General features: G+C 74.1%; 18 protein-coding genes. 7 read left to right on the top strand and 11 right to left on the bottom strand.

What is annotated here, in order from left to right; genetic code table 11:
* Nucleotides 1–13 precede the first annotated feature (13 nt).
* The 5 genes from AB0F68_RS13770 to AB0F68_RS13790 form a co-directional block, all read right to left on the bottom strand.
* Entirely contained in the window at nt 14–685 is a 672-nt protein-coding gene (locus tag AB0F68_RS13770; protein WP_357336590.1) for a hypothetical protein, read from the bottom strand.
* On the bottom strand, nt 682–3,354 hold the full coding sequence (locus tag AB0F68_RS13775; protein WP_357336592.1) for an FtsK/SpoIIIE domain-containing protein: 2,673 nt from the start codon (nt 3,352–3,354) through the stop codon (nt 682–684). Before AB0F68_RS13775 ends, AB0F68_RS13770 begins: the two co-directional genes overlap by 4 nt.
* Complete coding sequence (locus AB0F68_RS13780) at nt 3,347–4,228, bottom strand: hypothetical protein (RefSeq protein WP_357336594.1); 882 nt, start codon at nt 4,226–4,228, stop codon at nt 3,347–3,349. Before AB0F68_RS13780 ends, AB0F68_RS13775 begins: the two co-directional genes overlap by 8 nt.
* 9 nt (nt 4,229–4,237) lie before the next feature.
* Nucleotides 4,238–4,498, bottom strand: coding sequence for a hypothetical protein (locus AB0F68_RS13785; RefSeq protein ID WP_357336598.1), 261 nt, complete (start codon nt 4,496–4,498; stop codon nt 4,238–4,240).
* Nucleotides 4,499–4,696: 198 nt separating this feature from the next.
* Nucleotides 4,697–5,074, bottom strand: coding sequence for a hypothetical protein (locus tag AB0F68_RS13790; protein WP_357336601.1), 378 nt, complete (start codon nt 5,072–5,074; stop codon nt 4,697–4,699).
* 116 nt (nt 5,075–5,190) lie between these two features.
* Here AB0F68_RS13790 and AB0F68_RS13795 point away from each other — a divergent pair, with 116 nt between their 5' ends.
* The 3 genes from AB0F68_RS13795 to AB0F68_RS13805 are packed head-to-tail and all read left to right on the top strand — an operon-like array spanning nt 5,191 to nt 8,302.
* Nucleotides 5,191–7,740, top strand: coding sequence for an ATP-dependent Clp protease ATP-binding subunit (locus AB0F68_RS13795; protein WP_357336604.1), 2,550 nt, complete (start codon nt 5,191–5,193; stop codon nt 7,738–7,740).
* Between the two features lie 38 nt (nt 7,741–7,778).
* Nucleotides 7,779–7,952 carry a hypothetical protein gene (locus tag AB0F68_RS13800; RefSeq protein ID WP_355637695.1) on the top strand — a complete coding sequence of 58 codons (174 nt, stop codon included), beginning with the start codon at nt 7,779–7,781 and terminating at the stop codon, nt 7,950–7,952.
* Entirely contained in the window at nt 7,952–8,302 is a 351-nt protein-coding gene (locus AB0F68_RS13805; protein WP_357336608.1) for a DUF3140 domain-containing protein, read from the top strand. Before AB0F68_RS13800 ends, AB0F68_RS13805 begins: the two co-directional genes overlap by 1 nt.
* Nucleotides 8,303–8,424: 122 nt before the next feature.
* Here AB0F68_RS13805 and AB0F68_RS13810 read toward each other — a convergent pair whose 3' ends face one another.
* From AB0F68_RS13810 to AB0F68_RS13820, 3 genes are all read right to left on the bottom strand, one after another.
* Nucleotides 8,425–8,661 carry a hypothetical protein gene (locus tag AB0F68_RS13810; protein WP_189194473.1) on the bottom strand — a complete coding sequence of 79 codons (237 nt, stop codon included), beginning with the start codon at nt 8,659–8,661 and terminating at the stop codon, nt 8,425–8,427.
* Between the two features lie 19 nt (nt 8,662–8,680).
* Nucleotides 8,681–9,667, bottom strand: a complete 987-nt coding sequence (locus AB0F68_RS13815; RefSeq protein WP_357336610.1) for a LysR family transcriptional regulator — start codon at nt 9,665–9,667, stop codon at nt 8,681–8,683.
* A gap of 74 nt (nt 9,668–9,741) precedes the next feature.
* Nucleotides 9,742–10,359, bottom strand: coding sequence for a hemerythrin domain-containing protein (locus tag AB0F68_RS13820; protein ID WP_357336612.1), 618 nt, complete (start codon nt 10,357–10,359; stop codon nt 9,742–9,744).
* A 125-nt stretch (nt 10,360–10,484) separates the two neighbouring features.
* Here AB0F68_RS13820 and AB0F68_RS13825 point away from each other — a divergent pair, with 125 nt between their 5' ends.
* On the top strand, nt 10,485–11,813 hold the full coding sequence (locus AB0F68_RS13825; RefSeq protein ID WP_357336615.1) for a M20/M25/M40 family metallo-hydrolase: 1,329 nt from the start codon (nt 10,485–10,487) through the stop codon (nt 11,811–11,813).
* A 60-nt stretch (nt 11,814–11,873) separates the two neighbouring features.
* Nucleotides 11,874–12,527, top strand: coding sequence for a hypothetical protein (locus AB0F68_RS13830; protein ID WP_357336618.1), 654 nt, complete (start codon nt 11,874–11,876; stop codon nt 12,525–12,527).
* 63 nt (nt 12,528–12,590) lie between these two features.
* Here AB0F68_RS13830 and AB0F68_RS13835 read toward each other — a convergent pair whose 3' ends face one another.
* Both AB0F68_RS13835 and AB0F68_RS13840 read right to left on the bottom strand, forming a co-directional pair.
* Nucleotides 12,591–12,782, bottom strand: coding sequence for a DUF5703 family protein (locus AB0F68_RS13835; protein WP_091265978.1), 192 nt, complete (start codon nt 12,780–12,782; stop codon nt 12,591–12,593).
* An 80-nt stretch (nt 12,783–12,862) separates the two neighbouring features.
* Nucleotides 12,863–13,834: an aldo/keto reductase gene (locus AB0F68_RS13840; protein WP_357336621.1), complete on the bottom strand. Its 972-nt coding sequence runs from the start codon at nt 13,832–13,834 to the stop codon at nt 12,863–12,865.
* A gap of 167 nt (nt 13,835–14,001) precedes the next feature.
* Here AB0F68_RS13840 and AB0F68_RS13845 point away from each other — a divergent pair, with 167 nt between their 5' ends.
* Nucleotides 14,002–15,054 carry an LLM class F420-dependent oxidoreductase gene (locus AB0F68_RS13845; RefSeq protein WP_151464363.1) on the top strand — a complete coding sequence of 351 codons (1,053 nt, stop codon included), beginning with the start codon at nt 14,002–14,004 and terminating at the stop codon, nt 15,052–15,054.
* On the top strand, nt 15,051–15,887 hold the full coding sequence (locus tag AB0F68_RS13850; protein ID WP_357336624.1) for an undecaprenyl-diphosphate phosphatase: 837 nt from the start codon (nt 15,051–15,053) through the stop codon (nt 15,885–15,887). The genes AB0F68_RS13845 and AB0F68_RS13850 overlap by 4 nt, the downstream gene beginning before the upstream one ends.
* 70 nt (nt 15,888–15,957) lie before the next feature.
* Here AB0F68_RS13850 and AB0F68_RS13855 read toward each other — a convergent pair whose 3' ends face one another.
* On the bottom strand, nt 15,958–16,533 hold the full coding sequence (locus AB0F68_RS13855) for a hypothetical protein (RefSeq protein ID WP_357336626.1): 576 nt from the start codon (nt 16,531–16,533) through the stop codon (nt 15,958–15,960).
* Between the last annotated feature and the right edge of the window lie 1,019 nt (nt 16,534–17,552).

Here is a 17,552-nt window from a genome sequence, read left to right on the forward strand (position 1 = left end):
CCCCAACCCCGGGTCAGCGGGTGAAGGTGAGGGTCAGCAGGAGGGCGGTGGTCGCCAGGCCGGCGGCGGCGACCAGGATGATCGGGCGGGGGGTCAGCACGGCGTGCCGGCGGTCGGCGAGCAGGCGGGCCGGCGCCAACCCGACCAGCGGGCCGAGCAGCGTTACCACCAGCGCCAGCACCGGCATGCCGACCGCCAGGTCCCCACCGGAGCCGGCGCCCAGCGCCCGCGCCCCCGCGCCGAGGGCGTACGCCACCAGCGCGCCGCCGATCCCGCAGCCGACCAGCAGCGGGTTCGCCGAGCTGGGCAGCTCGCCCGGCTGCCGGGTCCGCTCCAGCAGCTCGCGTACGCCGTGCAGCAGCGGCAACGGGTCGCCGGTGGCGTCCGGGGCCGGTCCGGGCGGGTTTCCCAGCCGCCGCCTACCGGCGCCGATCCGGGCCCGGAGCTGCCCCCACAGGTGGGCGACCTCGGCGTCGACCCGCTCCACCATCCGCTGCGCCTCGGTCACCTCCGCCTCGGCCCGCCGGACCTGTTCGGCGGCGTCGGCCACCGCCCGGTCGGCGGCGGCGACCTGCCGCGCGTACCAGCCGTGCGCCTCGGCGCGCTGGGCGGCCACCCGGGCGGTCAGGTCGGCCAGCCGGCGGATCTGGGCGGTGTACGTGTCACTGGAGACCGGTGCGTTCATCGGGAGGGACCATAAGGGATGATCACCTGTCCCGTGCGGTGCACCGCCCGGTCGAAGTAGAGGCCCCGCCACGGGCGGGGGTACCAGTCCGGCCCGCCGGTGCCCGGGTAGAGCGAGGAGCCCAGCTCGGCGCCCTGCACGTCGAGCGCCACCCAGGCGCCGATCTGGTCGGTCCGGGCCGCCGGCCCGCCCAGGTCGACGCGCATCCGGGCCACTCCGCGCCACCAGGCCAGCACGTGGGTACGCCGCTCCGGCCCGTCGTGCAGGATCCGGCGCAGCTGCTCCAGCCCGGTCCGCCGGCCGGCCTTCCCGGCGAGCTGCCCGGCCGCCGCGTCGACCGCGTAGAGCAGCAGGAAGTGCGGGGTCTGCGGGGTGCCCGGGGCGCCGAGCGCGTCGCCCACCTCCGCCATCAGCTCCGGCACCGTTTCCTCGTCGTACCAGGCGGCGTCGTCGGCCAGGTCCTCGTAGAGGGCGCGGGCGGCCGGGTCGGCGTCCTGGTCGAGGCAGGCGATGGAGAACCGGGCGGTGCCGGGCTGGTACTGCCGGGCGAGCGAGCGGGCGGCGGCGTCGAGTACGGCGCACGCCTCGTCGACCCGGGTGCCGAGCACGGCCAGGTTCCGCCCGGGGGCCCGGGGCAGCCGCAGCGCCGCCGAGCGGGCCTGCACGTCGATGATCTCGCCGAGCAGCGCCGCCGGGGTGCGCGGCACCCCCTGCTCCGGGGCGGTGAGCGCGCGGAAGTCGGGCGCCTCGGCCAGCTTCGGGATCGCGTCGCCGTCGAAGAGCCGGGCCGGGGCCGCGTCCTGCGGGCGCATCCGCCACAGCCGGTGCTGGAGTTCGCTCCACGTCTCCCAGTCGCTCGCCGACGGGACGCGGGCCACCTCGTTTCCCTCGGCCAGGCCCGACTCGGCGTTGACCACGGCGTGGTGCCGGGGCAGCGACTGGGCCGCATCGTTGCGTTCGGCCAGGATGCGCAGCGCCTTGGGCAGCGCGATGCGCAGGGTGAACTGGGCGACCAGGGCGGGTCGCCCCCACAGCGCCTCGATGCCGCGCACGTCCTGCGAGGCGAGCACCAGGTGGATGCCCTGCGACCGGCCGCGCCGGGCCAGGTCCTCCAGCAGGTCGGCGGCCTCCCGGGCGATCACGTCCCGGCCGGCGAGCAGCGCCTGGAACTCGTCGACCACCGCCACGATCCGCGGCCAGTGCCCGGTCGGGTCCACCGCGCGCAGCTCCGCCAGCTTGGTGACCTCGTGCTTCTTCGCCGCGTCGGCCCGGCGGCGCAGCTCCTCGGCGAGGAACCGCAGCAGCGCCAGGCCGAACTCCCGGTCGGTGTTCACGTTGATCCCGACCAGCCGCATGTGCGGCAGCCAGCTCGGGTCCCGCCGGCCCTGGGCGAACCGGGCGAAGGACACCCCCTCCTTGAAGTCGAGCAGGTAGAACTCCAGCTCGGCGGGGGAGTAGCGGGCGGCCAGCGCGCCGATCCAGGCGAAGATCAGGTTGGTCTTGCCGGTGCCGGACGGGCCGCCGATCAGCGCGTGCGGCGGGTAGTCGCCGAGGGTGAGCAGCACCGGCCGCCCGTGCGGGCCGTCGCCGATCGGCGCGGTCAGCCCGTGCGCCGAGTCCTCCCGCCAGTAGTCCCCGGGCGGGGGGAGCAGGTCGGTGAAGGGCGCCGGCGGCGGACCGGCGTTGACCCGGGAGGCCACCGTGCGGCAGGTCTCGGTGACCAGCCCGGCGGGCGGCGGCGGGTCGAGCACCACCGGCAGGCCGCCGATCCGGGCGTCGTCCGGGTCCACCACGAGCCGGGTGACGGTCGGACCGTCGGGCAGGTCGATGCCGCGGACCACCAGGTGCACGCCGCAGGCCGCCCCGGTACGCGTCACCCGGTCCAGCTGGCCGCGTTCGTGCCGGGACAGCTCGTCGCCGCCGAGCAGCACCGCCACCCGCCACGGCTCCGGGCGCCGGCCGGTCGCGGCGGCCAGCTCGCGCAGCGACCCGTACTCGCCGGCCAGCACGGTCTCGTTGATCCGGCGGATCTGTTCCACCAGGTCGTCGAGCAGCCGGCCCAGGCCGCCGGGGCCGACGAAGGTGAGCAGCCCGGCGGTGCCGAGCGGGGCGAACCCGGCCAGCCCGCCGCCCAGGTGCTCCGGGTCGTACCCGAAGAGCCGGACCGCGCCGGGGTCGGCCCGGCCGACCGAGCGCAGCAGCAGCGCGGGCACCACCGCGGCGACGCCCTCCCGGTCGCTGCCGTTGAGGTGTACGTGCCCGGCGTCGAGCAGCGGGACCAGCGCCGGCACCGGCTCGGCGCCGGGGATGCGTACCGTGCCGACCCGGACCGCGCCGGGTGGCTCGGCCCGGCCGGCGGGGGTGGCCTGCCAGCGGTCCCACGGCGTGGACGCCGCGCCCGGGGCCTCCCGCCCGGCGGCGTCGGCGGCGCGGCGGGCCAGCTCGGCGATCCGGGCGGCGTGCCGGGCGTCGATCTCGGCGAGCCGCCGGTCCCGCTGCGCGCCCACCCGCTCGGGTACGGCCGCGGCGGCGCGCCGCACCCGGGCCAGCCGCTCCCGGCCGGCGGTCAGGTCGGCGTCGGCGGCGGCGAGCCGGTTCCGGGTGGCGCCCAGGGCCTCGGAGAGCATCCCCCGGACCCGCGTCACCAGTTGCGCGCGGACGTCAACCACGGGACGGCTCCCGATCCCCGGTGTCCTTCGGCAGGTCCCGGCCGAGGCGGTCGAGCAGCACCCCGGTGACCACCCCGGCGGTGACCGCCGGGTCGGCGGCGTGCGGTTGCTCCTGGTCGTCGGCCCGGCGCGGCGGGGGCATCCGGCAGACCCGGGTGAGCAGGGTGTCCAGCACCGGCGGGGGCAACCCGGGCAGCAGGTCGCGGACCCGCCCGTCCAGCTCCCGGCGCAGCCGGCCCAGGTCGTCGGCGCGCGGCGGGTGGCCGAGCAGCTCGCCGGCCAGGCCGCGCAGCATCGGCGGGGCGATCGCGGCCAGCCCCAGCCCGATGTCGGCGTGCGCCCGGCGCAGCTCGCGGTGCAGCCGGTCCCGGTCGCCGGCGCGGATCCCGGTCACTACCCGGCGCAGCAGCTCGCGGGAGTCCTCGACCCGCTCGTCCGGCTCGTCCGGCGGGCCCTCCCGGCCGCCGGTCAGCTCCGCCACCCGCACGGCCCACCAGCGCCGCACCGCCGGCTGGTCGTCCCGTGCCGCGGCGGCGTCCGGTGCCGGGGGCGCCACCTCGCCGCGGGCCGCGTCGTGCCTCGGCCGGCGGTCCGTGGCCTTCGGCGCGGGCGCCCCGTCGGCGGCCAGCCCGATCGCGGCCAGGTACGCCGACAGCTGCTCCTGCGCCACGCGCAGCGCGTAGCCGGCGGTCTCGGCGTGCTCGGTCGCCGCGGAGAGCTCCGGCACCCCCATCGGGTCGGCCGACTCCTGGCGCACCCAGCGCAGCCGCTCGGTGGCCTGGCCGAACTTCTCCAGGGCGGCGGCGAGCTGGGCCAGGGGCAGTTCCTCGGCGGCGGCCCGGACCTGGGCGCCGATGTCCTCGATGATGGACACGACCGTTCCTCAGAGGGTCGAGACGTAGAGCTGCGCCTGCTCGACCGCCACCAGCGTGGCGGCGAGACACTCCTCCAATTCCTGGCTGGCCTGGGTCAGCGAGGCCTGGGCCGCGTCGACGGTCTCGTGGCCGCTGCCCTCCAGCGCGCCGGCCAGGGTCTGCTGCGCCTCGGCCAGCTTCTCGCCGGCCGCCTGCACCGCGGTCTGCCCGTCTGCTATCTGCTGGAGAGCCACATCGATGGCTGCCTTCAGCTCGGCGACGCTCGCCACGGGGACCTCCTGGGGGCGGGGAGATCTCCATTACAACCCATCCCGACGGGTGGGCGAACATCCGCCCTCGCGGCGTTCGTGCCCGGCTGTCCGATTACCGCCCTGACGTGCGCAAAGGCGCTGTGTGCGGTACCGGTCGGTCCCGGCGGCGAACCCTCGGGTCCCGTCCACGGGACGCGCCGGCGTCCCGGAGACCGGTCAGCGGGGCAGCCAGCGCGGTCCGTACACCTCGGCCCCGAGCGCGCCCACCCGGGCCCGCAGCTCCCGGTCAGCGGTGACCACCAGCCGGCGGCGGTCCGGCGTGGCCGCGACCAGCTCGACCATGGTGTCGTCGCCGGAGCCCGGCGCGGACACCACGGCGACCCCGGGCACCGCCGGGACGCCCCGGGCCGCGCCCTCCACCACCAGCACCACCTCCACCGGCGGCGGCAGCTCCGGCGGCACGCCCGCCTCCACCAGGGGCACCAGCCTGTCCCGCAGCCGGGCGGCCGCCCCGGCCCGGTCCCGCCACCAGCCGTCCGGCCGCGAGCCGACCACGTTCGCGCCGTCGACGATCAGCAGCGGTCTGGTCTCCATGCCCCCAGCGTGCCACCCACCCGCGTTTGCCGCGCCGACCGCCGGGTAGCCACCGCCGACCGTGCCGCGCCTTGTCGCGCCCCGGCGGCCGTGCCGACCGACTGCGGAGGACAGAGATGATGGGACCCGGTGACTTCGGCAACGACCCGTGGGACGAATTCCTGGCCCGGTACTTCGGGCGGGGCGAGGGGGGACGCCGGCCGGCGCACCGGGTCGACATCACCCGGCTGATGACCGCCGACGCGCGGGAGATGCTGGCCGACGCGGCCCGCCGCGCGGCCCAGAAGCACAGCAACGACCTGGACACCGACCACCTGTTGTGGGCGGCGTTGCAGCGCGAGCCGCTGCGTGACCTGGTCCGCCGGGCCGGCGCCGACCCGGACGCGCTGGTCAACGCGCTCGGCGGGCGCGGTGAAGGGGCGCCCCAGGGGGAGGTGCCGCCGAACCTGTCGCTCACCCCGGCGGCCAAGCGGGCGCTGCTCGACTCGCACCAGCTCTCCCGGGCCATGGGCGCCAACTACATCGGCCCCGAGCACATCCTGATGGCCCTGCCGCTCAACCCGGAGTCGCCGGCCGGCCGGATGCTCGCCGCCGGGCGGATCCAGCCCGAGTCGCTCCAGGCGGCCAGCGCCGAGCGCGGCCCGGGCGCCGGCCCGAAGCCCGACCGGGGCACCCCCACCCTCGACCAGTACGGCCAGGACCTCACCGACCTGGCCCGGATGGACCAGATCGACCCGGTGATCGGCCGGGCCGACGAGATCGAGCAGGCCGTGGAGATCCTGTCCCGGCGGACCAAGAACAACCCGGTGCTGATCGGCGAGGCCGGCGTCGGGAAGACCGCCATCGTGGAGGGGCTCGCCGAGCGGATCTGCGACGGCGACGTCCCGCAGACGCTGATCGGCAAGCGGGTCATCCAGCTCGACCTGGCCGGCCTGGTCGCCGGCACCCGCTACCGTGGCGACTTCGAGGAACGGCTCAAGAAGGTGATCGACGAGATCCGCGCCCACCGCGAGGAGCTGATCGTCTTCCTGGACGAGATCCACACCCTGGTCGGCGCGGGCGGCGCCGGCAGCGAGGGCGGCATGGACGCGTCCAACATGCTCAAGCCCGCCCTGGCCCGCGGCGAGCTGCGGGTGATCGGCGCGACCACGCTGGACGAGTACCGCAAGAGCATCGAGAAGGACGCCGCGTTGGCCCGCCGGTTCCAGCCGGTGCTGGTCCCCGAGCCCACCGTCGAGGACACCGTCGCCATCCTGCGCGGCCTGCGTGACCGGTACGAGGCGCACCACCAGGTCCGCTTCACCGACGAGGCGCTGGTCGCCGCCGCCGAACTCTCCGACCGCTATGTCACCGACCGGTACCTGCCCGACAAGGCGATCGACCTGATCGACCAGGCCGGCGCCCGGGTCCGGCTGCGCACCCGCACCCCGGCCGCCGACGTGCGCGACCTGGAGCAACAGCTCGACGAGGTACGCCGGAACAAGGAGCAGGCCGTCTCCGACGAGCAGTACGAGCGGGCGTCCACGCTGCGCGACCGGCTCGCCGAGCTGGAGGACCAGGTCCGCCGCGCCCGCGGCGACGAGGGCCCCAACCACGTGCCCGAGGTCGGGCCGAAGGAGATCGCCGAGGTGGTCTCCCGGGCCACCGGCATCCCGGTCAACCAGCTCACCGAGGAGGAACGGGACCGGCTGCTGCGCCTTGAGGGGCACCTGCACGAGAAGGTGGTCGGCCAGGACGAGGCGGTCAGCGCCGTGGCCGAGGCCGTGCGCCGCTCGCGTACCGGGCTGGCCGACCCGAACCGGCCGATGGGCAGCTTCCTCTTCCTCGGCCCCACCGGCGTCGGCAAGACCGAGCTGGCCCGGGCCCTCGCCGAGGCGCTGTTCGGCGAGGCCGACCGGATGGTCCGGGTCGACATGAGCGAGTTCCAGGAGCGGCACACCGTCAGCCGGCTGGTCGGCGCGCCCCCCGGGTACGTCGGCTACGAGGAGGCCGGCCAGCTCACCGAGGCGGTGCGCCGCCGCCCGTACGCGGTGGTGCTGCTCGACGAGATCGAGAAGGCCCACCCGGACGTGTTCAACATCCTGCTCCAGGTGCTCGACGACGGCCGGCTCACCGACAGCCAGGGGCGCACGGTGAACTTCAAGAACACCGTGTTGATCATGACGAGCAACCTCGGCTCGGAGCTGATCACCGGCACCCAGCGCACCGTCGGCTTCGGCGCCGGCGAACCCGGCGAGCAGGAGACCAGCGAACTCCGGGAGCGGCTTATGCGCCGCCTCCAGGAGAACTTCCGGCCCGAGTTCATCAACCGGATCGACGAGGTGATCATCTTCCAGCGGCTGGAGGCCGAGCAGCTGCGCCAGATCACCGGGCTGCTGCTGGAGGAGACCCGCCGCCGGCTGCACGCCCAGGACATCCGAATCGAGTTCACCACCGCCGGGGTGGACTGGCTGGCCGAGCACGGCTACCAGCCCGAGTTCGGCGCCCGGCCGCTGCGCCGGGTGATCCAGCGCGAGGTCGACAACCGGCTCTCCCGGATGCTGCTGGAGAACGAGATCTCGCCTGGCCAGCAGGTCACCGTCGACGCGCGGGACGGCCAGCTCGCCATCGAGGTGGGCGCCAGCGACCGCGGGTACACGGCCGCGGCGACGTCCCATCCGCGATGAGGGAAGACGCCCGAGCCCCGACGGATCGGAGGGCGGACATGACCGAACCCGAGGAGACCCGCGAGGACACCGAACGCACCGAACCCATCGTCGCGCCCCCGACGGCCAACCCGGCCCGGGTCAAGGTGCCGCCGGAGGGCCTGAAGCAGGACACCGACAAGGGCGAGGGCGACCAGACGCCGTCCGGGTCGCCGTCGGGAGAGGAGGCGTGATGGTACGCGAGGCGCGACTCGACCCCGAGGTCGAGGTGATCTGGGACGACTTCCATGCCGAGGTGAACGTCCCCTCCGAGCAGCTGCGGCGGTGGCTGCTCACCCGGGGCTCGGGGGAGGAGGCGTTCGGCCCGAACCCCGACCTGGACCTGCCCGAGCCGGGGCGGCGGATCCTCCAGGTGCTCACCAAGCGGAAGGTCGACCTCACCCCGGACGACATCGAGGTGATGCGGAACGCCATCGATCGGATCCGGGAGCTGACCGCGGCGAAACCGAGCCGGGGCAACGCCGACGACGAGTGGCGGCACTCCCTGCTCGACCTCGGCCACGACGTCCTCATCGAACGCTGACCGCGCGCCCGCGCGGTCCTGGCCGAACGCTGGCCGCGCCCCGCGCGGTCCTGGTCGAACGCTGACGGCACGACGCGACGGCGCCCGGGATTCTGCTCCCGGGTGCCGTCGCCGTCGGCCGGTTACTCGGATTCCATGCTGGGCAGTTGCAGTCCGGCGGCGTCGGCCGCGTCCTGCCGGTCGCCGCGGGCCCGCTCCTCCCGGGTGAGCAGGTTGGCGTACTCGGTGATGTCGGCCGGCTCGGGCACCTCCGGCAACCGGCGCAGGAACGCCTCCAGGTCGGCGGAAGCGGCGGTGTGCGCGGCGGCCGCCTGGCGCAGCAGCTCCCGCTGGTCGGCGGCGGGGTACAGATCAGTCATGCCGGGCAGATACCCGCGCTCAGGCGGTTCGCACCCCGCTCGCCGTGGTCGGCTGCGCGCCGAAGTCCGGGTGGGCCAGCAGCCAGGCCAGGTAGTCCGGGTGGTTGGCCAGCGCGTCGGTGTAGGCCGCCACCGCCGTCTCCAGCACCGGCTCGGCGACCCGGGCCGCCGGGGCGTCCGGGTGCCAGCCGAGCAGCAGCCGCCAGCGCAGCGGTGTCCCGGCCAGCCGGCGGGTCACCAGCCCGGCCACCGGCCGGAAGGTGGCCTGGCACAGCGCCACCCCCTCGCCCGCGTCCACCAGGTCCAGGCAGGCCCGCACATCGGCCTCGTAGACCTTGCGCGGGGTGAATCCGGCCCGGGCGCAGGCGGCCGCGAAGCAGTCGCCGAAGCAACCGTCCCCGGGCGCGGCCACCCACTGCTCGCGGCGCAGGTCGACCAGGCTCACCTCGTCGCGGTCGGCCATCGGATGGGTCTGCGGCAGCAGCACGAAGACCGGGTCGACGGCCACCTCCCGCCAGCTCAGCCCCGACTCCGCGGACGGGGTGGCGTCCCCGCACACTCCGGTGAGCGCGAAGTCGAGCCGCCCGCCGGCCACCAGCTGGGCCAGCTCGTCCACCGACCAGGACGCGTACGTGCTGATCTGCACGTCGGGGCGCTCGGCGGCGAGCCGGTGCACCAGCCGGCCCAGGATCGGGCTGTTCACCCCGCCGAACCGGTAGCGGCTCAGCAGGTCGCCCGCCCCGGCCAGCCGGGCCGCCTCGTCCTGCAGGCCCTTCATGGCCGGCAGCAGCACCCGCGCCCGGTCCAGCACCAGCTCGCCCAGCGCGGTGGGCCGGGCGCCCCGGCGGTCCCGCTCGAACAGCGGCCCGCCGAGGGCCCGCTCGATGCGCTGGAGCTGGGCGGTCAGCGCCGGCTGGGCCAGGCCGAGCGTCGAGGCGGCCTTGGTGACGCTCCCCGTCTCCGCGATCGCGCAGACCACCCGCAGGTGTCGCAGCTCCAGATTCATACGGTGACGGTAGGACCACCGAGCGGGTCGGCGGAAGGGCTCTCCGGCATCGGTATAGCTGTATGGGCCAGGGTTCAGGCGTCGCGGGGTCGCTCCAGGTCAGACAGCCGGGTCCGGCGCCCGGTGACCACGTCGCGCACCTTGTCCAGCACGCCCACCGCCGGCTCCACGATCTTGTTCCAGGGCGGGGTGGCCGGGGTGCCGGGATGCGGCCGGGTCGGCGCCGCCTCCTCGGCGATCTGCCACCGGTTGCCCAGCCGGATCAGGTCCGCGTCGCTGGCCACCTCGCGCAGCGGCGTCATCAGCGCGGCGACGCGGCTCACGTGCCGGCGCACCCGGTCGGCCACGTCGGCCACCGCCGGGTCGTCCGGCCCGGACAGTCCCTTCAGCGCGGTCAACAGGGCGGCGTCCGCCTCGATCTCCCGCTCCACCAGTTCGACGCTGTCCGGCACCGCCGCCCGGGCGGCCGGGAAGAGATACTGCTCCTCGGCGGAGAGGTGCCGGGACACCGCGGCGGTCAGCACGTCCAGCACCTCGCGGCGGCGCGCCGCGTCCAGGCCCGGCTCGGTGACCTGCCCGGCCAGCCCGAGCAGCGCGCGGTGCTCGCGGTCCACGAGGTCGGCCAGGCTCCGGCCGCCCGGCCGGTACGCGTCGTCGGCGGCGGGCGGCAGCGGCGGCAGGGGGACGGTCATGGTGCCCTCCTCAGGTGGCCCGGATCGACGGGCGTGGCGGTCCGGCGGTACCCGCCCGCGCGATCCGCGAAACCGCGCCCCCACCGGGGCCGACCGGCGGCCGGGCCGACTGGTATGAAGAAGCGATGACGAGCGACGCCGCCTCCGCCCGACCCGACCCCACCGACGAGGTCGTGGACCTCTGCCGCGACCTGCTGCGCATCGACACCACCAACACCGGGGACAACGACACCAGCGTCGGGGAGCGTCGCGCCGCGGAGTACGTCGCCGAAAAGCTCGCCGAGGTCGGCATCGACGCGGAACTCCTCGAGTCCGCGCCGGGCCGGGCCAACCTGGTCGCCCGGATCCCCGGCACCGACCCGGGCCGGGACGCGCTGCTCGTGCACGGCCACCTCGACGTGGTGCCCGCCGACCCCGACGAGTGGTCGGTGCACCCGTTCTCCGGCGAGATCCGCGACGGCTACCTGTGGGGCCGCGGCGCGATCGACATGAAGGACTTCGACGCGATGGTGCTGGCCGTGGTCCGCGGCTGGCAGCGCACCGGGGTCCGCCCGTCCCGGGACATCGTGCTCGCCTTCACCGCCGACGAGGAGGCCGGCAGCGACTACGGCGCGCACTTCCTCGCCAAGCGGCACCGCCACCTCTTCGACGGCTGCACCGAGGCGATCGGCGAGGTCGGCGGCTTCTCCTACTCGGTGGACGAGTCCCGGCGGCTCTACCTCATCGAGACCGCCGAGAAGGGCATCGACTGGCTGCGCCTGCACGCCAAGGGCCGCCCCGGCCACGGCTCGATGGTGCACGACGACAACGCCGTCACGGCGCTCGCCGAGGCGGTCGCCCGGATCGGCGGGCACCGGTTCCCGGTGGTGCTGACCGACACCGTACGGGCGTTCCTCGCGGAGGTCTCCGACGTCCTCGGCATCGAGATCGACCCGGACGACCCGGAGACCGCGATCGCCAAGCTCGGCCCGATCGCCAACATCATCGGCGCCACCATCCGCAACACCGCCAACCCGACCCGGCTGGCCGCCGGCTACAAGGACAACGTCATCCCGGGCCGGGCCACCGCCACCATCGACTGCCGCAGCCTGCCCGGTCAGAGCGAGCTGCTGGAGCGGCAGCTGCGCGAGCTGGTCGGGCCGGACATCGCCATCGAGTACATCCAGCGCCAGCCCGCCCTGGAGACCACCTTCGACGGCGACCTGGTCGAGGCCATGTCCGCGGCGCTGCGCGCCGAGGACCCGGGCGCCCGCCCGGTGCCGTACATGCTCTCCGGCGGCACCGACGCCAAGGCGTTCTCCCAGCTCGGCATCCGCTGCTTCGGCTTCGCGCCGCTGCGGCTGCCCGCCGACCTCAATTTCTCCGGCCTGTTCCATGGCATCGACGAGCGGGTTCCGCTGGACGGACTACAGTTCGGCGTGCGGGTTCTGGATCGCTTTCTCCGCAGCTGCTGACCGTGCCCGTCGCGTCACCGCCGGCGCGGAAGCACCCCCATCGCGAAGGGACTGCCTCACATGACCGACCAGCACGGTGAGCTGGACGCCGCCCTCGAGCGGGTGATCGACGCGGCCCGCGCCCACCTGGCCGCCGTCCGCGCCGCCCAGGGCCGGATCGACGACGACGCCGTCTGGCAGGCGTACGTCAATTTGAACAACGCCTCGTTCGAGTACGACGAGCAGCTGCTCGACGCGTTCGGCGAGGTGACACCGTGGGACGTCGAGTCGATCGACCCCGACGAGGCCGACGAGCGCTTCGGCGGGGCCGAGGGCGTCGAGGCGACCGACCCGCACCCGCGGGTGGTCTCGGTGCGGCAGCGGCGGGACTACCGCGTCCCCAGCGTGTCCGCGCTGATCCGGGCTGCCGAGGCGGCCCGCCGCGAGGGCACCCCGGAGGAGGACGAGCCGGCCGCGGTCGAGGGGGTCGGCGAGGCCGTGCTGGAGCTGCTGCAGAGCGGCGACGGCTCGCTCTCCGCGCTCGACGTGCCGGAGCTGGAGCCGCTCGACGGCGTGGTCATGGTCAGCGAGGTCGGCACCCCGGTCGACCTGGAGTCCTTCGACGACGACGACCCGGTGGGCCCGTTCCAGCCGGCCGCCGACGACCGGCTGGTCGGCCGGCTCGACGAGCACCCGTTCCTGGAGCTCGACGAGGAGCACGACCACGCCCACTAGGCAGCGACGCCCCGGGGCCCACCGTGCGGTGCCGGCCCCGGGACGGTCGCGTCGGGCCCGCCGTCAGTAGGAGAGGCCCGGCTGCGGCTGGTTGACCCGGCGACGGCGCAACATGACCTGCCGCGTGCCGTCCCGGTACAGCCGCACCCGGGCCAACTCCCAACCGGAGAATTCCGCCTGGATCGCCAGCTGCGCCGCGGCGGTCAACCGATCAACGTTCGAAGGCAACCGTAGCGGCGCGTACTCGTAGTCCATGACCTCTATGCTGCCCAGCTCCGCAGCCGGCCGCCACCCCCTGACGGTGACCCGCGTCGCCCTCATCGCTCCCGGCCCGGTCAGCCGTCCCGCTCCGGGTAGCCCACCGGCACGGCCGAGACGTCGTCCAGCGCGATGACGATCTCCTCCGGCAGGGTCATCCGCTCCACCTGCAGTGCACCGAGCAGTTGGCCCACGGTCCGGGCGCCGAGGATCGGCGCGGTCACCCCGGGCCGGTCCCGGACCCAGGCCAGCGCCACCTCCAGCGGCGACACGCCCAGGCCGCCGGCCGCGATGGCCACCGCCTCCACGATGCTGGAGCAGCGCGGCTCCAGGTAGGTGGCGACGAAGCGCTCGAAGTGCGGCGACACCGCCCGGGAGTCGGCCGGGCGACCGTTGCGGTACTTGCCGGTGAGCACTCCGCGGCCCAGCGGCGACCAGGGCAGCACGCCCAGCCCCATCGCCTCGCAGGCCGGCAGCACCTCGCGCTCCACGCCCCGCTCCAGCAGCGAGTACTCCACCTGGGCGGCGACCACCGGGGCCCGCCCCGGCCAGGCGGCCTGCCAGGCGGCGGCGCGGGCGGTCTGCCAGCCGGAGAAGTTCGACACCCCGACGTAGCGGGCCTTGCCGCTGGACACCGCGTGGTCGAGCGCGGAGAGCGTCTCCTCCAGCGGGGTGTCCGGGTCGTACCCGTGCACCTGCCAGAGGTCGACGTGGTCGGTGCCGAGCCGGCGCAGCGAGGCCTCCAGGGTCCGCAGCAGGTGCCCCCGGGAGCCGTCCCGGCGGCGGCCGCTGCCCGGGCGCAGCCCCGCCTTGGTGGCGATGAGCAGATCGTCGCGCGGCACCAGGCTGCCCAGCAGGGACCCGATCACGGCCTCCGCGTCGCCGTCGGCGTACACGTCGGCGGTGTCCACGAGGTTGCCGCCCGCGTCGAGGTAACTCTTCAGCTGGGCGGCTGCGTCGTCGGCATCGGTGTCCCGTCCCCAGGTCATGGTGCCGAGCGCGAGCCGCGAAACCGCCAGCCCGCTTCGGCCGAGCGGTCGCTGTTGCATGGGTGAACCTTATTTCGAACCCGGCGTCACGGATATCCTCGCCCGGAGTCAAGTTCCTGCCCGACCTGCCGGGCGGGTGTGACGTGTTCGAGGTGAGCCCGTGATCCGCTGCACCGCTCCCATTGCGTAACCTGATGCGACCTGTGGTGCGGATGGTGGGAGGACCAGTGCGACTCGGGCTCAGCCTCGGATACCAGACGGCGTGGAGCACGCCGGCCGACCACCTGGCTCTGGCCCAGGAGGCGGATCGGCTCGGCTACTCGGTGGTGTGGGCGGCGGAGGCCTACGGCTCCGACTCGCCCAGCATGCTGGCCTGGATGGCGGGCCAGACCGAGCGGATCGACGTCGGCGCCGCGGTGATGCAGATCCCCGCCCGCACCCCGGCGATGACCGCGATGACCGCGGCGACCATCGACGCCCTCTCCGGCGGCCGGTTCCGGCTCGGCCTGGGCGTCTCCGGCCCCCAGGTGTCCGAGGGCTGGCACGGCGTCCGTTTCGCCAAGCCTCTGGCCCGCACCCGGGAGTACGTGGACATCGTGAAGCTGGCGGTGGCCCGCAAGGAGGTCGCGTACGACGGCGAGCACTACACGCTGCCGCTGCCGGACGGCCCGGGCAAGGCGCTGCGGCTGGGCTTCCACCCGCCGCGCGAGCACATCCCGATCTATTTGGCCGCCGTCGGCCCGAAGAACCTGGAGCTGGCCGGCGAGATCGCCGACGGCTGGCTCGCCGTCTTCTACGCCCCCGAGTTCGCCGAGGAGCAGCTCGCCTCGGTCCGCGCCGGCCGGGCCAGGGCCGGCAAGGAGCTGGCCGGCTTCGACGTCGTCCCGTCGGTGCCCGTGGTGGTCGGCGACGACATCGCCACCTGCGCCGAGCTGGTCCGCTGGTACGCCGCCCTCTACGTCGGCGGCATGGGCAGCCGGCAGCAGAACTTCTACAACCAGCTCGCCACCCGGATGGGCTACGGCGACGCCGCCCGCGAGGTGCAGGACCTCTACCTGGCCAAGCGGCAGCGCGACGCAGCCGCCGCGGTGCCGATGGAGTTCATCGACCGCACCTCGCTGCTCGGCCCGAAGGAGCGCATCGCCGAGCGGATGCGGGAGTACGCCGCCGCCGGCGTGACCACCCTGTCGGTGACCCTGTTCGTGGCGGACCGGGACAGCGGCGTGCAGACCCTGCGGACCGTCGCCGAGGCGCTGGACCTCTCCGGAGTCGGCGAGTGACCTGGGTCGAGGCAATCGTCCTGGGCATCGTCCAGGGGCTCACGGAATTCCTGCCCGTCTCGTCCTCCGGACACCTGCGGATCACCTCGGCGATCTTCTTCGGCCGGGACGCCGGGGCGTCGTTCACCGCGGTGACCCAGCTCGGCACCGAGGCCGCGGTGCTCATCTACTTCTTCAAGGACATCTGGCGGATCGTCCGGACCTGGGTCCTCGGCCTGTTCGACCCCTCGGTGCGGTCCAGCCTCGACTACCGCATGGGCTGGTACGTCATCGTCGGCACCATCCCGATCGGCATCTTCGGGCTGCTGTTCAAGGACCAGATCCGCACCGCCGGCCGGAATCTGTACCTGATCTCCGGCACGCTGATCGTCTTCGCGATGGTGCTGGCCTTCGCTGAGTACTGGGGGCGGCAGACCCGCACGCTGGAGAACTTCCGGATGCGCGACGGGGTCATCATGGGCTTCGCCCAGGCCATGGCGCTGATTCCCGGCGTCTCCCGCTCCGGCGGCACACTCACCGCCGGCCTGCTGCTCAACCTCACCCGGGAGACGGCGGCCCGCTACTCGTTCCTGCTGGCCATCCCGGCCGTGGTGATCTCCGGCGTGTTCAGCATCCCGGACGTCTTCGAGCCGTCCGCGCCGGGCACCGCCGCACCGAGCCTGGCGCAGATGGTCGTCGCCACGGTGATCGCCTTCGGCATCGGGTACGCGGCCATCGCCTGGCTTCTGCGCTACGTCGCGCACCACACCCTGTACCTGTTCGTCCTCTACCGGGTGGCGCTCGGCACCCTGGTCCTCTGCCTGCTCCTCACGGGCACGATCAACGCCACCTGACCTGATCCTGGAAACGCCGCTGGCCGGCACCCCGTGTTCCGGGGTGCCGGCCAGCGTTGTTTTGCTTGTGTCAGCTGTTCCAGTTGTGGGCGACGATGTCGGCGGCCTGCTGCTCCCACTGGGCGTAGGCGTCGGGGTAGGCCGAGACCTGCACGGTCTGGGCGGCGTCGGTCAGCGGCATGTCCTGCCAGCCGTCGACCTGCTTCAGACCCTTCTCGAACGCGAGGGTGGAGTACTCGGGGTCGGTGATCTGCTCCGGCGAACCCCAACCGCTGGACGGGCGCTGCTGGAACAGGCCCAGCGAGTCATGGTCGTTCTTGTCGCCGAGGTGGCCGAGGTTCTCCAGCTTCGACTCCTGCAGGCTGGTGGCGATCGAGATGACCGCGGCCCGCTTCGGGAGACCGGCCTTCTTCGTGGCGGCGATGATCGCCGTGGCGTTGGCGGTCTGCTCGTCGTTCAGGTCAATCTTCGACTGGGCGCCCTGCACACCGTGCGGGATCAGCTTGTCACCCTGCACCGCCACCGCGGCCGGCTTGCTGTCGTGCACCGGCTCGGCGGCGTGGGCGGCGATCGGACCGGCGAACACACCACCGGTGAAGGCAAGACCGGCGATACCGAGCACGCTCTTACGCAGCATCGTGTTCATGGGGGTTAGCTCCATTCGGGGGTTGGCGCACACACGCCGACCGGGGGAGGTCGGCAATCCGGTGTGCGCAAGCACCGTCAGGCGCTCAACAAAAGTCTTGAGGGGGTCGTGCGAAAGTCTTGGGGGATCATCCAGCGCGCGGGGCCGGAGGGCCTTTTCGTCACGCCGGGACCACGTACAACGACCGGCGGCCCACCATCATTCCGGGGGCCCGCACACCCACCTTCGCGGCGGGCAGTCCCGGGGGGGCCGGTCACCCTGCCGTGCGGGGCGTCTTCCTCGGCCGTTCACGGGGATACAACGACCCCCGCCCGCCCGTCATTCCGCCGCCAGAGTGCCGCCCGCCACCCCCCGAACCGGACAGCCCGCCCAGACCGACACCGTGGGTGGAACACCATGGGTGTATCCCGGCCCCGGAGACACACATGACGTTCCACTCGACGCCCGAGGCTCGGGGCGGGACCGGACATGCACCCCACATCCGAGCTCGCCCTCAATTCGTCGACCAGCCCCGACCCACTCACTCGGCCCCTTTGCTCTGCTGCCACGGAGGCAACACTTCGGGACCTCCGGCGTTGCGTGAAGGGCAGCAGAGCGAAGGAGGTGGGCTGAGCAATCCTGCCTCCCGTGCTGGGGGCGATCGGACTTGATCTCCCGATCGGCGGCACGGCGGCAGGGCCGAACCCCGCGGTCAGCGGCAGCGCCGTCCTGGGATGCGGGCACGCCCTGCGGAGACAACAGCGCCGCCCGGTCCCGGGAGGGGGACGGGCGGCGCTGTAGGTGTCGGTGTGCAGGTCGCCTCTCGGCGAGTGGCACGACGCGGCTCCAGCCGGACGGTATTCCGCGAAGGCAATTTAGGTGAGGCCCGGGGACACTAGGCACACCGACGCTCTGCCCAACGACGCGACCCGGTCGGGTGTTCCGCCCGGCGACGTGTCCGCCGTCACGTCCTGTCCGCCCGGCGCACCGGCGCACCGAGACGCGGGCACGCCCTGCGGAGACAACAGCGCCGCCCGGTC

Origin of the sequence: Micromonospora sp. NPDC023966 (assembly GCF_040639095.1) — a bacterium.
GTDB lineage: Bacteria > Actinomycetota > Actinomycetes > Mycobacteriales > Micromonosporaceae > Micromonospora.

Bases quoted from the DNA above. Each gene is read 5' to 3' on its own strand.
- AB0F68_RS13770 (WP_357336590.1), bottom strand. From the start codon at position 685: ATGAACGCACCGGTCTCCAGTGACACGTACACCGCCCAGATCCGCCGG.
- AB0F68_RS13840 (WP_357336621.1), bottom strand. From the start codon at position 13,834: ATGCAACAGCGACCGCTCGGCCGAAGCGGGCTGGCGGTTTCGCGGCTC.
- AB0F68_RS13810 (WP_189194473.1), bottom strand. From the start codon at position 8,661: ATGACTGATCTGTACCCCGCCGCCGACCAGCGGGAGCTGCTGCGCCAG.
- AB0F68_RS13825 (WP_357336615.1), top strand. From the start codon at position 10,485: ATGACGAGCGACGCCGCCTCCGCCCGACCCGACCCCACCGACGAGGTC.
- AB0F68_RS13830 (WP_357336618.1), top strand. From the start codon at position 11,874: ATGACCGACCAGCACGGTGAGCTGGACGCCGCCCTCGAGCGGGTGATC.
- AB0F68_RS13800 (WP_355637695.1), top strand. From the start codon at position 7,779: ATGACCGAACCCGAGGAGACCCGCGAGGACACCGAACGCACCGAACCC.
- AB0F68_RS13790 (WP_357336601.1), bottom strand. From the start codon at position 5,074: ATGGAGACCAGACCGCTGCTGATCGTCGACGGCGCGAACGTGGTCGGC.
- AB0F68_RS13795 (WP_357336604.1), top strand. From the start codon at position 5,191: ATGATGGGACCCGGTGACTTCGGCAACGACCCGTGGGACGAATTCCTG.
- AB0F68_RS13805 (WP_357336608.1), top strand. From the start codon at position 7,952: ATGGTACGCGAGGCGCGACTCGACCCCGAGGTCGAGGTGATCTGGGAC.
- AB0F68_RS13835 (WP_091265978.1), bottom strand. From the start codon at position 12,782: ATGGACTACGAGTACGCGCCGCTACGGTTGCCTTCGAACGTTGATCGG.
- AB0F68_RS13820 (WP_357336612.1), bottom strand. From the start codon at position 10,359: ATGACCGTCCCCCTGCCGCCGCTGCCGCCCGCCGCCGACGACGCGTAC.
- AB0F68_RS13855 (WP_357336626.1), bottom strand. From the start codon at position 16,533: ATGAACACGATGCTGCGTAAGAGCGTGCTCGGTATCGCCGGTCTTGCC.
- AB0F68_RS13815 (WP_357336610.1), bottom strand. From the start codon at position 9,667: ATGAATCTGGAGCTGCGACACCTGCGGGTGGTCTGCGCGATCGCGGAG.